Genomic DNA, 14117 nt, shown 5'->3' with positions numbered 1-14117 from the left:
TGAGATTTGAAACAAAATAAAAATGACTAAAACACAACCCAATCTAAAAAGCAAAAGGCTCCGACTCGGCGAACTGAGAGCCAGTGATATTCCCAAAATTGTTGAGTATGCCAGTCATCCCCGCATTTCGGAAATGACCCTTAATATTCCAACGCCCTATTCTGAAAAAGATGCCATCTTCTGGTTGAATATGGCTCACCAGGGCTTCAAACAAGGGCACCAGCATATTTTTGGCATTTTTCTCAATGAAGGAGATCAATTCATTGGCGGAATCGGCTTACATGTCAATCATTCACATGACAATGCCGAAGTCGGTTATTGGGTAGGAGAACCTTTCTGGAATAAAGGTTTTGCCTCAGAAGCCATGGCTCTGGTGCTTGAATATGGATTCAACAAACTAAAATTGCATAAAATTTATGCCCGTCACCTGATTGGCAATCCTGCCTCTGGAAAGGTAATGACCAAAAACGGCATGATCAAGGAAGGTGAATTGGCGGATCATTACAAAAAGGGAAATGAATACCGAAGTGTGAAGCAGTACCGGCTCACCAAAACCGAGTATGACAAAGTGAAAAATTTAACCGGAGTCGGATCATAATCCCAGCAGAAATTCCATGGTGTCGATGCCATCGGCATAATCCGTTAAGCCCGGTTCCTGAGCTTTACCGAAAGGAATTACGGGCACATTGGTGAATTCCTGTTGGCTGACCACACATTGGATTTCATTTTTTTTGAACTGTAGTTCCTTTTCCAGTATCTCCAAAGAGGAATAATAACTATAATGCAGGCAGGCAATCGGTGAGGATAATGAATCGTTTTCGCTCATCAAAATACAGCCATTGGCTTTAAACGAAGCCTTGTTAAGGATCAGGATGGCGTAATTGTGATCAAAATTGTTCTTAAACTTATTGTTCAGGATTATTTTTCTGAATTCATGCAATGCCGTCAGTAAGGGATCAAAGTCATATCCTTCCGGAACGTAAATTTTTGAGACATTTCTACACCCCAGTCCAAAAAAGCGAAAAACATCCTCCCCGAGAAGGTGTAGTGCTTCAGGCGTTTCATGGCCGGTGAGTACAGCAATTCCATTCCTGTTACGACGAATGATGTGCGGATACTTACCAAAATAAGCTTCAAAATACCGGGAAGAATTGTTGCTTCCGGTAGCGATAACCGCCTCGAAACCGGAAAGCTGTTCCACTACTTCAAAATAATGGGCCGTACGGTCGTCATACCTTTTCAATAATTGAAAAAGGTAAGGCAACAGGAATTTATCTTTTTCCGAAAGTTTGACCTGAGATTTGTGTCCCGACACGAATACAGCGAGTACATCATGAAAGCCTACCAAAGGCAGGTTTCCCGCGAGAACCATTCCCACCGTTTTGGGGAGGGGTGGTTCTCCAATAAAATACAGGGAAGCCCAGTCCTCCAGTTTCTTTTTATCCAGAAATTCACTGGCTATAGCTTTCACTGCCGCCTGTTGGTTTTCAATCGTAAACCAGCCATTATGGTATAAAGAGCGGGCCATTACCGCTTCGAGGTATTCATCTTGTCCCTTGAGATGTTCTCCCAATTTCACCAAGACTGCTAATCTTTCCGAAAGCTTCATTGAATGATTATTAGATTTCATCCGATTTTAAAGCGGCTTTCCTGCCATCCAGGTATTTTTCCCAACGGCTCAGCGCATTCTTAAAATCATCGGGCAAATCGGACTCAAAAAACATATATTCTCCTTTGGTAGGATGAACAAAGCCCAGGGATTTGGCATGTAAAGCCTGACGCGGAAGTACTTTGAAGGTGTTTTCCACAAAAGATTTATACTTGCTAAAAACCGTGCCTTTTACAATCCGATCGCCTCCATAAGTCATGTCATTAAACAAAGGATGCCCAAGATACTTCATGTGTACCCTAATCTGGTGTGTCCTGCCTGTCTCCAAACGGCACTCCACCAGGGAAACATAATAATAATTGGTCAGCACCTTATAATGTGTCACCGCATGTTTGCCTTCCTCCCCTTCCGGGTAAACGGTCCGGATTTTTCTATTGACAGGGTGCCTGCCGATATTTCCAATAATAGTACCTTCTTCTTCCTCCATATTACCCCAAACCAGTGCCGTATAAGTTCGGTCAATGGTGTGGTCAAAGAATTGTTTGGCCATTTTAGTCATGGCAAAATCCGTTTTGGCCACTACCAATAATCCTGAAGTATCTTTATCTATACGATGGACAAGGCCAATTCTGTCATTTGAATTGCCTTCCATGACCGGCAGATCCTTAAAATGCCAGGCCAGTGCATTAACCAAAGTACCGGTCCGGTTGCCAATACCGGGATGAACAACCATTCCCGGAGGTTTGTGTACAATGAGTAGATCGTCATCCTCATACCTGATATCCAAGGGAATATCTTCAGGAATAACTTCTGTCTCCCCATCAAAAGTACGGGGAAGCACCACCGTGATCTTATGACCCGGTTTTATTTTGAAATTTGGTTTTATCTCCTCATCATCTACCGTTATTGAACCAGCCTTAATGGCTAACTGAATTTTAGACCTGGACACCTTTGCCAGTCGGTCCAACAGAAACTTATCGATCCTAAGGGGGGATTGCTTGGGATCAACAGTAATATCGTAAGTCTCGTAAAACGCCTCCTGGAGCTCGTCAAAATTTTTTTCATCCATCTTTTTCCAATAAAGTACAAAATTACATAAAGTTAAAACTACAATAAAATTCCCTCAATAAAAGAATTGACAGTCTCTTCCAGGTTATCTTCCTGATCCAAAACTTTGATAAAAGCGGAACCGATAATGGCTCCGTTAGCGTAATTACAGGCTGTATCAAATGTTTTTTTATCGGAAATACCAAATCCTATGAGCCTGGGACTCTTTAAATTCAAGGATTTAGTTTGCTCGAAATAAGTGATCTGTTCGTCGGTAATCCCACTTTTTGCCCCTGTTATGGAGGCGCTTGACACCATATAAACAAATCCACGTGAAAGTGCATCTATTTTCCTGACCCTTGCTTCATCCGTTTGAGGAGTCATTAAAAAGCTGATGCCGAGATCATAATCTTCAAATAACTGTTTGTAGGATTCTTCATATTCCTTCAACGGAAGATCCGGCAAAATGAGTGCATCCACTCCTACCTCAACACATTTTTTTACAAAAGCTTCTTCCCCGTATTGCATAACCTGGTTAAAATACCCCATCAAAATCAAGGGAATTTCGGTTGTTTTCCTTACCGCTTCAATTTGATCAAATAACAGGGGAAGGGTCATGCCGTTTTTTAAGGCCACCTGACTGCTTTGTTGTATCGTGGGCCCATCCGCAAGCGGATCGGAATAAGGCATTCCCACTTCAATAAGATCCACTCCTGCTTTCTCAAGGGCCTTGATAATAGTACCCGTACTATTCAGCGAGGGATAACCTGCTGTAAAGTAGACATTTAAGACCCCGTTTTGTTTTTTAGCAAATAATTTATCAACTCTGTTCATGTAAAAAATGTTCTTATTTCGACATAATTCACGCAAAGGTAGTCTTCAACAAGTGAAATTCGGTATTTGATGTCAATTTAATAAAGATCAAAAATTTAATTTCTGCCTTGTTTGTGACGCTCATCACAGACCTCCAGTTGAAGGGATACTATTTTTGCATTAAACAAACTGTGAAAATTAATAAAATGGCAAAACAAGTTTCGTTTAAAGAACTAATAAACAGTGACAAACCGGTATTAATTGACTTTTCTGCAGTGTGGTGCGGTCCCTGTCAGGCCATGAATCCCATTCTTAAGGATGTTGCAAAATCCATTGGGGACAAAGCAAAGATCATCAAAATTGATGTGGACAAAAATGCCTCGCTTGCTGCAGAAATGGGCGTAAGGGGTGTTCCTACTTTTATGCTTTTCCAAAACGGAATAAAAAAATGGAGTCAGGCAGGGATGCAATCAGCCAATGCACTGGAGAACGTTATAGATCAGGCTATTTCCGGAAAATTATAAATTGTTTTTGACCCTAAACATCAAACCGATGTAAGGAAAATTTAAGGATAAACATCATATAACTTAAAAAGTCTGGTACCCAGGCAGGATTTACTTCAAGTTAATTACCCAAACAAATAAATTTGAAAAAAGTAAATTCCTGTCTCTGCCAGACTTTTTTAGTAAATATTGAACGCTGAAAACAACCTAACCAATGAGTTTTTTAACCCTTTCAATTATTGACCTTTTAAGTCAACCCTGGCACTGGGCCTTCTCGGGCCTTATCATTGCTTTGGTATTGTTGGTTTCCACCTGGGCTGGAAAAAGCTTCGGGGTCTCCTCTTCTTATAAAGTATTCTGTAGTATGGCAGGGGCAGGTAAATTCATGTCCTTTTTTAATTTGAATCTCAAAGATGAATTCTGGCGTGTGGCTTTCGTTGCTGGTACAGTGCTTGGCGGATATATTGCCAGTCACCATTTGCATAGCCCGGAACCTATTGCTATTTCAACAGCCACTATTGACCACCTTCAGAACGACTATGGAATGACCTATCCAAAAGACCTCTCCGAAGGCGATGGATATATCCCCCTATCGCTTTATAACCTCAAAAACCTAAAGGGGATGCTTTTGGCTTGCTTTGGAGGATTTTTAGTAGGTTTTGGAGCGAGATACGGTGATGGATGCACATCAGGGCACGCCATTACGGGATTGGCTCATCTCCAATTGCCTTCCCTAATCACGGTCATTGGATTCTTTATCGGGGGGCTTATTATGACCTTCGGAATTCTACCTTTTATTCTAGGCTAACCAATTTAAAACATGAAAATAATTAGATACTTTATTATAGGAATTCTTTTTGGCATTGTAATGTCAAAATCAGAGGCAATCTCGTGGTACAGAACCCATGAGATGTTCCGATTTGAGAGTTTTCACATGTACGGAGTTATTGGCACGGCGGTGGTCATTGGAGCTTTTTTTATGTGGGCGATGAAAAAGTATAAAATTAAAACCCTTGATGGTAATTATGTTTCCTATACACCGAAAAAACTATATATCCCGCGCCACCTGATCGCAGGCACTATTTTCGGTCTGGGCTGGGCTTTAGTGGCCTGTCCAGGACCTATGTACACCCTTTTAGGACACGGGTACTGGATATTTGTCCTCGTCATAATAAGTGCGACCCTTGGAACTTTTTCTTACGCAACAATAAAACATAAACTTCCTCATTAAAATCATGGATCAAAAATTATTCGATTTAATTGTAATCGGAGCCGGACCCGGCGGAATTGAGGCGGCCCTAGTCGCTGCCAAAGAAAAGCTTTCTGTTTGCCTGATTTCGGCCACAAAAATCGGAGGAAGAGCTACCTGGGGCAGTTTAGTTCCTTCCAAGGTTTGGCTTGCAAGCGCTGAAAAAGCTGATGCATTGAAAAGAACAGATGATTTTGCTTTTGAACCTGTTGCTGAGATTCCTGCCCTAAACCTGGATAAATTGAGAAAAAAAGTGGGAGCACAGAGCCAGGGAGCTTCTGACCGCTATCTCGAAAACCTAAATACAGCCGGTGTTCATCTTTTGTATGGCGTAGCTACATTGCATGAGGACAAAAAAGTTGTCATTGCCAAAGAAGATCATGCACCGGTTGAAATATACGGAAGGCATATTATTATAGGAAGTGGATCCGAGCCGATGTTTAAACCAGGGATTAAACCCAATATGGATCATATCATTGCTCCAAAAATTGCCAGCGGCATCCCCAAAATTCCGGAATCATTAGTGATGGCAGGCGGAGGTGTGACCGGAACGGAATATGCCTATGCCTTTGCAGCGCTGGGGACTAAGGTCACCATTTTACAAAACAGCGACCATTTGCTTCCGCGCCTTGATGAAGAAGTTAGCCTCCTTTTTGAAAATTATCTGACCTCTCACTACCCTATTGAAATCGTTACCAATGCTACGGTGGAAAGCATGATTCAGGCTGACCAAAAGGTAGTTGCCACCACCCTGGATGGGAGAACTTTCGAAAGTGAATACGGCTTTATTGCAATAGGTAGAAAGGCTGATCTTTCCTTTATTGCTGAGGAATCAATGAAACCCCAATTAACGGAAAGAAATACCGTTGAGGTCGATGATTATTGTAAGACAAGTATTCCTGGAATTTATGCTATTGGTGATGTAACCGGGGCACCCATGACGGCAAACCGTGCCACCATGCAGGCCCGGATAGCGGTCAGTCATATTTTAAGAGGTAAAGAATCCACTTTGTTTCCCGGAGTATTTATTGAAGCCATCTATACCAGCCCTGCTATTGCCCAAATCGGTGATATGAGCCAGGATGAAGATGCTTTATATATTACAAAATCCTATAGCGATTTACTCAAATTAAACATCAGGCATAAAACAGAAGGCTTCCTTAAAATAAAAATCTCAAAAACCTCCGGACTCATTTTGGGGGCCTCAGGTTACGGAGACCATATGCCCGACGTCATGGCTGTTATTCAAGTGGCGATGAACAATAACCTGCTCTACACTGATATCAATAAATTACCTCTCGCCTACCCTTCAGTCAGTGAATTGGTTACCAGTTTAGATGGGTAGAAAATAATTTTTTCGTAAAAAAAACTTAACCCTGCTCCGGATGGCTTAGTGCCTCTTTCCCGAAGCAGGGTTATTTTTTTGTAAACCCGGCAAAAAGAATAAGGACAGTACTTTTTTGATGTAAAATACTAAAAATCAAATATTTATTGATTGATAATATTTTACCATACAAAGCTTTTACCTTAAAATATTAGATAAAAAACATATTCATTAACTACTGAAAGCTAGTTTGGCACGCATTTTGCCTATTAATAAAGTGAGAGCAAAATGAAGAAAAAAGGAAAAAAATTGTTCACACATTATGAAAATTTAAAATATAATTACATATTTGCAATTGTTATAATACGAACAACACATCACTCTTTTTTCTTCCCAATAACTGTTTTATGCGCTTAGCGCATTTTACTGCTATCCTACAACAACAATCAAGGCTATCTTCCTTGCGCTGTCAAATTGTGCAGCGGAATCAATTGTGGCTATTTCTTCCCACTTTGAGGTTGTCTTTCCATACCAAAAAAAAAGTAAAACACTATTTATTATTAAAATTTGAAACACTATGAAATCTTTTTACAAACAATTCGGCTTTTTCCCTCCATGGGATCTTGAAACGGGATCGGATATGCAACATTCAGAAAAACGCAACCGAACTTAACCTTGTTCAACCTGCAAATCAGGCAGTGAAATTGTCCCCACTCCCTGAATCCTGCAGATAAATCGTCATTGGTAAATTTTCATTTTCAGGACTGATATGCACCTGCATATCCCTGTCAAAGTTATGCCATTTACAAAACGGAAGGAACTGAATGGTCCCGAATCGTCAGGCCCCTCCTATGTCCAAAGGTTATTTTACGTCAAGATAAAAAAGGAAAAAGCAATAAAACACTAACAACACTATGAAACATTTTTTTTACAATGAAACACTTAATTGAAAATGCGTTTTTATTAATATTAATCATTCTGGGCGGAGCAGGCATGACTTTCAGTTTTACCTCATCCGCTACACTTGAAAAGGATTCCGTAGAAACTTCGATTATGGGCATAACCAAATCTCAAAGTCATACTTTTACCGAGGATGCAACGAACTCTATTTTAAAAATCAGGGGTATTCAGGAAGTCGGAGCAAAGATGCAATTTGAAGTAAAGAGCTTTAACAGCAATGCCCACTACCTGATCGACTTTGGCAATGGTGAGAAAAAAGCTGTCCACAGCAAGAAAGAACAATATACCTACAAGGATGCCGGGGATTTTAATCTTAAATTGTACGTAACCTACAATGGAAAAACAAAACTGGCACATTCTGAAATTATAAGTATTGACAACCAGATAGTTGCAAGTGCTGAAATTTTAGGTTCCAACTGATTTTTTGTTAAAAAACTACAATTTTTTACTTAAAAAGGCTTTTATTTAAACATAAGAGCCTTTTTTTTGTACTTTTATTTAAAATGTTCATTAAATGAAAATTCCAACCCGCTTTGAAGTCATGAAAGAATTATTGGAACGTTCAGCATTTGGGGTGTGCGACTATTTTGCCGTTAAAATAGGGATCGCTACTTCCAGAGTCAGGCTGTATTTTATTTACCTCTCTTTCCTAACCCTGGGTTCACCTGTTATAATTTACCTGTTTTTGGCCTTCTGGCTAAATGTGAAACGTTATATCAGAAATAAAAAGAATTTACTCTGGCAATAATTTGTTTAAATCCTGTCACAATTCATATGGAAAATCTTGGATTTTGCCAGGAGAAAAGAGCATAACTCAACTCTCCCGGCAAAAGGCAAGATCTGGTTATTCCTTAAGTTTTAAAGGTTCTAAATCTTTAAATGGAGATAACTTCAACTCCTCCACTTCTTTCCTGTAAACAGGCCATTCATTTAAATAAAAATTATTGATCTTATCGAGGACCTGATTCAATTTGTCATCCGCATTTTTAATCAACTGTCTTTCCGTTGGACCGGGTACTGCTTGCAGTGATCTTACATAACTTCGGGCAGTATATAAATAAGAGACCGTACTGGGTTTTTCATCCATAGTGATTCCCTGTCGTTTGTCTTCCTTGCCCAAAAGTTCATCCATCATGGTATTGATGGTGTCTTTCAACGTTTTTTGTCTTTTCAACAAATCCTCAAAAGCTGTTTTATCCTTTTCAGCTTCAATACGCGATTTATAATCATCAATAATTTCCAGAGAGGCTCTTAATCTTTCTACTGCTTTTCCAGCAACTTCTGTTTTACTTTCCAGTTCTTTTAACAAATCGTGCTGCTGGACCAAAACCTCCATAGGCATTTCAATTCTTGGATCGTAATCAACATCAATGTAAACAGAATCCACCTGATCCCCGAAAGTCATTTTTAGCATGTATTTTCCGGGGAGTACAGTTACCCCTCCTGGTTCACCTCTTCCTCCTCTCCTTTCCCTACGAGAAGGTCCTCTTACGCCTTTTTCGTCGAGATACCAATACATTCTATGGAACCCGTTTTCCTCCGGAGTTTTTTGTTTGAGAATCCGAATGCACTCTCCGCCAACGTTAAAGATTTCAAGTTTGATAGAGTCCAGTTTTATTTTTTCTTTTCCTTCTTCTTTTCCCTCTATTCTTTCCGAGGTTTCATCGTCCTCCTTGGATTCTGCTTTCTTTTCCATTTTGGGTTTATTCACCAGGAAACTGATCATGGCTCCCCCGGGTCGGTTTTCACCGTTGAAAATGGCATTTGCGCCAAACCGCGTACCGGAAGGTTGCTGATATTCATTGATAAAGGCAGAGGGAGGATCAAAAAGTACTAATTGCCGGTCGAGAATTTCCTTTCCCTCGGAGGCGATGGCCCGAAGCGGCCGGATATCATCCAGAATAAACGCTGCCCGACCAAAAGTAGCGATAACGAGATCTTGTTCACGTGGATGGATGGCAAGATCCATGGTAGAAACGGTCGGAAATCCATTGGTCCATTTGGTCCACGTTTTAGCTTCGTCTATGCTTATGTATAATCCGTATTCCGTTCCCAGAAATACCAGTTTTTTCTCCTTTGGATCCTGCACCAAAGAAAGGGTGTACCCCGGAATATTTTTTTCTTCTACGAGGCTTTCCCAGGTCGCACCATAATCCTTGGTCCGAAAAAGGTAGGGCTTGAAGTCGAAATTCCGATAATTGTTGACAATCACATAAGCTTCCCCGGCTGAAAATTCGGAAGGTTTGATCTGGGGAACCCAACTTCCTTTGGGCATCCCGGCTGAATAAGGGGAAACATTGGTCCAGGTGGAACCTCCATCCCTCGTTAACTGCACATTGCCATCGTCTGTTCCTACCCAGATCAATCCTTTTTCAATCGGACTTGGCGCAATGGCCAGCACAGTACAGTGATTCTCAGCACCTGTGGCATCCATGGTCAATCCCCCACTCTCGTATTGTTTGAGTTTTTCAGGATCATTGGTCGTAAGATCCGGTGAAATGATTTCCCAGGTATATCCGTGGTCAGAAGATTTATGGACAAACTGGCTCCCAAAGTAAAGGGTAGTCTGGTCAAACGGATCCATCGCCAGGGCGCTGTTCCAATTGAACCTCAGCTGCACGTCCGGATCCGGATGGGTAGGTCGGATCATCTTTGTATTTCCGGTTTTAAGATCGTAACGGCCAATAAATCCTTCCTGAGACATTGCATACCCATAACGGGAATCCTTAGGATCCGGCACCACATCAAAACCGTCACCAAACATAAGTTCCTGCCAATAGGAATTTCTGATGCCCTGATCCTTTAATACATAGGCTGGGCCGCCCCAGGATCCGTTATCCTGCATCCCCCCATAAACATTATACGGATATTCCATATCCACATTGATATGATAAAACTGGGCTACAGGAAGATTTTCAACAAAGCGCCAGGTTTTCCCTCTGTCATGGGTAATATTCATCCCTCCGTCATTCCCATCAATCATATAATCAGGATCAGTAGGATGTATCCACCATGCATGGTGGTCAGGATGAACTCCTTTGGTCGTTCCATACGCTGGCATCAATTGGCTAAAAGATCGTCCGCCATCTTCACTTACATTGATATAGGTAAACACGGAATAAACCCTGTTTTCATTCAGTGGATCGACAAAAATGTCAGAATAGTAAAATGGCCGATTGCCAATGTCTGGTTTATCGTTGATCATTTGCCATTTAAATCCTCCGTCGTCTGATCGGTACAAGGCATTCTTTTTGGCTTCCACAAGAGCATAAATAATTCTGGGTTCAGACGGGGCAAAGGCCAGACCTATTCTTCCCAGGTTCCCCTTCGGAAGACCGTCTTTGTCTGTTTTTTTCTCCCAGGTTTCTCCTCCATCGAAAGTAATGTACAAACCGGATCCAGGTCCGCCTGAATTGAATGTCCATGGCTTTCTACGATGTTCCCACATCGCAGCAATGAGTTTGTTTGGATTTGAAGGATCCACCACCAGGTCGGCACATCCTGTTTTTTCATCTACGTATAAAACTTTACTCCAGGTTTTGCCTCCATCCGTAGTTTTGAATACCCCGCGCTCAGGGTGTTCCCCCCAGGGAGAGCCAATAGCTCCCACATAAACCGTATTCGGGTTATCTTTATCAATCACAATTCTGTGAATATTACGTGTTTTCTCAAGCCCCATGAGTTTCCAGTGTTTACCGCCATCGAGGCTTTTGTAAATACCATAGCCCCCTGACACACTGTTTCTCGGATTTCCTTCCCCGGTGCCTACCCAGATAACATCGGGATTACTCTGCTGAATGGCTACTGAACCAATGGATGCCACGGCTTCTTTCTCAAAAACAGGTTCCCATTCGACGCCACCGCTTTCAGACATCCATAAGCCTCCGGAAGCCGTTCCCACATAAATAATTTCCGGATGATCATTAACCACGTCAACTGCGGTTACCCTGCCACTCATGCCCGCAGGCCCAATGGCCCTGGGTTTCAGTTCCTTTAGTTTGTCCAGATCCAACTGGGCAAACAGGCCTGTGGAAAGGAACAATAAAATACTCAATACGATTAATTTCCCTGGAATAGGGAAGGTTTTGTATACAGCAGATTTCATGGACTGGATTTTTTAATGAATAATTGTGAAGTATAAATTTATAAATTAGTTCCGATTGCGATACCTTATTTTGTAAATTTGTCTTTCGAAGTCATGATATTAAGTCTTTTCAGTATTCAACACCCACCTGACTTCTAAAAAGTAATTATTGTTATCACTATAAAATATTGCTGTAATGAATCAATTTTTCAGGCATTCCATTCTAGCTTTTACCCTTTTAGCCATTGCGTTTTCGGGTTGTAAAACGGCTGAAGTTTTAAGTACTAAAGAAGTACTGCTGCGATTCAAACCCGCAAAAGGAGACCAATATGGCATGAGCATGCAAATGAACCTGTTAATGGACGGTGCTCAAAGTATGACCATGTCCATGAAAATGGACAATGACCTTTCCATTGGGGAGGTGGGTAAAGATGGGGCTTTTTACCTGGAGAATACCGTCAAAAAAGCAGGGATGAATATCAAAAATTCGATGATGAGTATTGACTATGACTCGGATAATCCGGACCTCAGCGATCCCTCTATCGAGGAAATGCATAAAACGATGGGAAGAATGTTAAATAAATCCATGGTGAGTAAACTAAATACCCGAGGAGAAGTGCTTGAATATCCTGATTACCATAAAATTTTTGGAGACGATCCGGAAATGACCAGCCAGATCCAACAAATGAACCAATCCCTGGAGAACACTTTCATTCATTATCCTGAAAATGTGCTGAAGGTAGGCGACAGCTGGAATGCGGATATAAATATTGAGGGCCAAGCGCCTATGACTCAACATTTAACTTATACTGTCAAGGAAATTACGGCTACTACTGTTTTACTCGACGTAAAAGGTACCATCAAATTTAGTCCAGAAGCCATGATGTCCGGCTCAGGTGATTTCAACGGCAACATAACGATCAACAGGGCGGATGGCTTTTTGAAAACTTCGGTGATTAAACAAAACCTCAACATGTCGGTCCAGGGGATGAATATGAAAACCAGTACCGACATTAACCTTAGTCTTACGAAAAGAGGAAAATAACCAGGTTGAACCTTTTTAGGAATCCTTTTGTTACAAATTTGTGCCCGGTTTAAAATAACAGACACTCCCTTTATAAGCTGGTATCAAGTTATCTTAAAACCTCTGGAAATAGTTATTTTAAATATTTCTTCATTTAACTTTGAAGTTTTTTTAAAAAAAGATACCTTTGCGCCGCTAAAAAAGGAATATCCGGTCTCGTAGCTCAACTGGATAGAGCATCCGCGACACTAAGTGTCGGGAAGGTTCCAGGTTCGAGCCCTGGCCATACAACTGTACCAAGTGAAACAAAAAATATTTATCCGGTCTCGTAGCTCAACTGGATAGAGCAGCTGCCTTCTAAGCAGCAGGTTCCAGGTTCGAGCCCTGGCGGGATCACAGACCGGAAAATCGGTAAGTCCTTGTGTAGAAATGCGCAAGGACTTTTTTTGTTAATTCCTGTCGATTTAAAAAGAGGAACTTTGCATAACTTTTGACTGATTACAAGGCTAGGTAATCCCCCCAGTTTTTATTATCTTTCCCTCACATTTCTACCCCAACATCTCAAAATAACAAAAGTGAATTCACCAGAAAAAACAGGCAATCAATCGAGCTTAAATGAACCGGAAAAAATTCTTGCAATTAATTGGTCTGACACCCTTTACTTTTTATATGGAACCACTCAATGCTTTAGACAAACTTTCCCAGGGCTTTCCTTTAACAGAAAAAATGCCCGTACTTTTTTTAGGACACGGCAGCCCGATGAACGCCATAGAGGAGAATGAATTTGTAACCGGCTTCAGAACCGTTGCGAAATCATTGCCCAGGCCACAGGCGATTTTGTGCATATCTGCTCATTGGTACACCAGGGGCACGAAGGTAACTGCCATGGAAATGCCCAGGACCATCCATGATTTCGGCGGTTTTCCACAGGAACTTTTTGAAGTACAGTACCCGGCCAAAGGTAGCCCTGAACTGGCCGGAAATACCAAGACCCTACTCGCCCCCATCGAAGTGGAACTCGACGAAAAATGGGGACTGGATCACGGCGCATGGAGTGTGATCAAACATTTGTTTCCCCAGGCAGATGTTCCGGTAATTCAAATGAGTATTGATTACACAAAACCTCCTGCATACCATTTCGAATTAGGCAAAAAGTTAAATGCCCTAAGGGGTAAAGGAATATTGATCATCGGTAGTGGTAATATTATCCATAACCTGGGGATGGTCGATTGGCAAAATATGGACAAGGACAATTACGGGTATGACTGGGCTATTGAAACCAGAGAAAAAATCAATGTCTGGATGCAGGATGGCAATTTTCAGCCCATTATTGATTATCACCAGCAGGGGAAAGCCCTGCAATTAGCTGTTCCTACTCCTGATCATTATCTGCCACTTATTTACAGCCTTAGTCTCAAACAAAAAAACGAAGAAATAGCTCTTTTTAATGACAAATTGTTGGCAGGCTCTTTGAGCATGACCTCGGTTAAAATTTCATAAGGAT

General features: G+C 41.3%; 13 protein-coding genes and 1 tRNA gene. 10 read left to right on the top strand and 4 right to left on the bottom strand.

What is annotated here, in order from left to right; all coding sequences use genetic code 11:
* The first annotated feature begins 22 nt into the window (after nt 1–22).
* Nucleotides 23–598, top strand: coding sequence for a GNAT family N-acetyltransferase (locus H6571_01760; GenBank protein ID MCB9322441.1), 576 nt, complete (start codon nt 23–25; stop codon nt 596–598).
* Here the strand turns inward: H6571_01760 and H6571_01755 are convergent.
* From H6571_01755 to H6571_01745, 3 genes are read right to left on the bottom strand one after another with little or no spacing between them, the layout of a single operon-like run.
* Nucleotides 593–1609 (bottom strand): acyl-CoA reductase, encoded by a 1017-nt coding sequence (locus H6571_01755; protein ID MCB9322440.1) that lies wholly within the window; start codon nt 1607–1609, stop codon nt 593–595. The genes H6571_01760 and H6571_01755 overlap by 6 nt on opposite strands.
* A gap of 10 nt (nt 1610–1619) precedes the next feature.
* Entirely contained in the window at nt 1620–2678 is a 1059-nt protein-coding gene (locus H6571_01750) for an RluA family pseudouridine synthase (protein MCB9322439.1), read from the bottom strand.
* A gap of 38 nt (nt 2679–2716) precedes the next feature.
* Complete coding sequence (locus tag H6571_01745) at nt 2717–3490, bottom strand: tryptophan synthase subunit alpha (protein MCB9322438.1); 774 nt, start codon at nt 3488–3490, stop codon at nt 2717–2719.
* Between the two features lie 185 nt (nt 3491–3675).
* Here H6571_01745 and trxA point away from each other — a divergent pair, with 185 nt between their 5' ends.
* From trxA to H6571_01715, 6 genes are all read left to right on the top strand, one after another.
* Complete coding sequence (trxA, locus tag H6571_01740; GenBank protein MCB9322437.1) at nt 3676–3993, top strand: thioredoxin; 318 nt, start codon at nt 3676–3678, stop codon at nt 3991–3993.
* A gap of 193 nt (nt 3994–4186) precedes the next feature.
* Nucleotides 4187–4780 carry a YeeE/YedE family protein gene (locus tag H6571_01735; protein MCB9322436.1) on the top strand — a complete coding sequence of 198 codons (594 nt, stop codon included), beginning with the start codon at nt 4187–4189 and terminating at the stop codon, nt 4778–4780.
* A 12-nt stretch (nt 4781–4792) separates the two neighbouring features.
* Nucleotides 4793–5203, top strand: coding sequence for a YeeE/YedE family protein (locus tag H6571_01730; GenBank protein ID MCB9322435.1), 411 nt, complete (start codon nt 4793–4795; stop codon nt 5201–5203).
* 4 nt (nt 5204–5207) lie between these two features.
* Complete coding sequence (locus H6571_01725; protein MCB9322434.1) at nt 5208–6566, top strand: NAD(P)/FAD-dependent oxidoreductase; 1359 nt, start codon at nt 5208–5210, stop codon at nt 6564–6566.
* 912 nt (nt 6567–7478) lie between these two features.
* On the top strand, nt 7479–7925 hold the full coding sequence (locus H6571_01720) for a PKD domain-containing protein (protein MCB9322433.1): 447 nt from the start codon (nt 7479–7481) through the stop codon (nt 7923–7925).
* A gap of 121 nt (nt 7926–8046) precedes the next feature.
* Entirely contained in the window at nt 8047–8253 is a 207-nt protein-coding gene (locus H6571_01715) for a PspC family transcriptional regulator (GenBank protein ID MCB9322432.1), read from the top strand.
* 96 nt (nt 8254–8349) lie between these two features.
* On the opposite strand, the gene H6571_01710 is transcribed toward H6571_01715, so the two are convergent.
* Nucleotides 8350–11610, bottom strand: coding sequence for a hypothetical protein (locus H6571_01710; protein MCB9322431.1), 3261 nt, complete (start codon nt 11608–11610; stop codon nt 8350–8352).
* A gap of 175 nt (nt 11611–11785) precedes the next feature.
* Here H6571_01710 and H6571_01705 point away from each other — a divergent pair, with 175 nt between their 5' ends.
* From H6571_01705 to ygiD, 3 genes are all read left to right on the top strand, one after another.
* Complete coding sequence (locus H6571_01705; protein ID MCB9322430.1) at nt 11786–12634, top strand: hypothetical protein; 849 nt, start codon at nt 11786–11788, stop codon at nt 12632–12634.
* A 301-nt stretch (nt 12635–12935) separates the two neighbouring features.
* Nucleotides 12936–13009: transfer RNA gene (locus H6571_01700), tRNA-Arg, on the top strand.
* Nucleotides 13010–13228: 219 nt separating this feature from the next.
* Complete coding sequence (ygiD, locus tag H6571_01695) at nt 13229–14113, top strand: 4,5-DOPA dioxygenase extradiol (protein ID MCB9322429.1); 885 nt, start codon at nt 13229–13231, stop codon at nt 14111–14113.
* Nucleotides 14114–14117: the final 4 nt, after the last annotated feature.

This window comes from Lewinellaceae bacterium, from assembly GCA_020636105.1.
Taxonomy (GTDB): Bacteria; Bacteroidota; Bacteroidia; order Chitinophagales; family Saprospiraceae; genus BCD1.
Note: the sequence above shows the minus strand (reverse complement) of the source record. Positions and strands in the feature narration are given on the sequence as shown.

Bases quoted from the DNA above. Each gene is read 5' to 3' on its own strand.
- H6571_01735 (MCB9322436.1), top strand. From the start codon at position 4,187: ATGAGTTTTTTAACCCTTTCAATTATTGACCTTTTAAGTCAACCCTGG.
- H6571_01750 (MCB9322439.1), bottom strand. From the start codon at position 2,678: ATGGATGAAAAAAATTTTGACGAGCTCCAGGAGGCGTTTTACGAGACT.
- H6571_01760 (MCB9322441.1), top strand. From the start codon at position 23: ATGACTAAAACACAACCCAATCTAAAAAGCAAAAGGCTCCGACTCGGC.
- H6571_01710 (MCB9322431.1), bottom strand. From the start codon at position 11,610: ATGAAATCTGCTGTATACAAAACCTTCCCTATTCCAGGGAAATTAATC.
- H6571_01745 (MCB9322438.1), bottom strand. From the start codon at position 3,490: ATGAACAGAGTTGATAAATTATTTGCTAAAAAACAAAACGGGGTCTTA.
- H6571_01725 (MCB9322434.1), top strand. From the start codon at position 5,208: ATGGATCAAAAATTATTCGATTTAATTGTAATCGGAGCCGGACCCGGC.
- H6571_01730 (MCB9322435.1), top strand. From the start codon at position 4,793: ATGAAAATAATTAGATACTTTATTATAGGAATTCTTTTTGGCATTGTA.
- ygiD (MCB9322429.1), top strand. From the start codon at position 13,229: ATGAACCGGAAAAAATTCTTGCAATTAATTGGTCTGACACCCTTTACT.
- H6571_01720 (MCB9322433.1), top strand. From the start codon at position 7,479: ATGAAACACTTAATTGAAAATGCGTTTTTATTAATATTAATCATTCTG.
- trxA (MCB9322437.1), top strand. From the start codon at position 3,676: ATGGCAAAACAAGTTTCGTTTAAAGAACTAATAAACAGTGACAAACCG.
- H6571_01755 (MCB9322440.1), bottom strand. From the start codon at position 1,609: ATGAAGCTTTCGGAAAGATTAGCAGTCTTGGTGAAATTGGGAGAACAT.
- H6571_01715 (MCB9322432.1), top strand. From the start codon at position 8,047: ATGAAAGAATTATTGGAACGTTCAGCATTTGGGGTGTGCGACTATTTT.
- H6571_01705 (MCB9322430.1), top strand. From the start codon at position 11,786: ATGAATCAATTTTTCAGGCATTCCATTCTAGCTTTTACCCTTTTAGCC.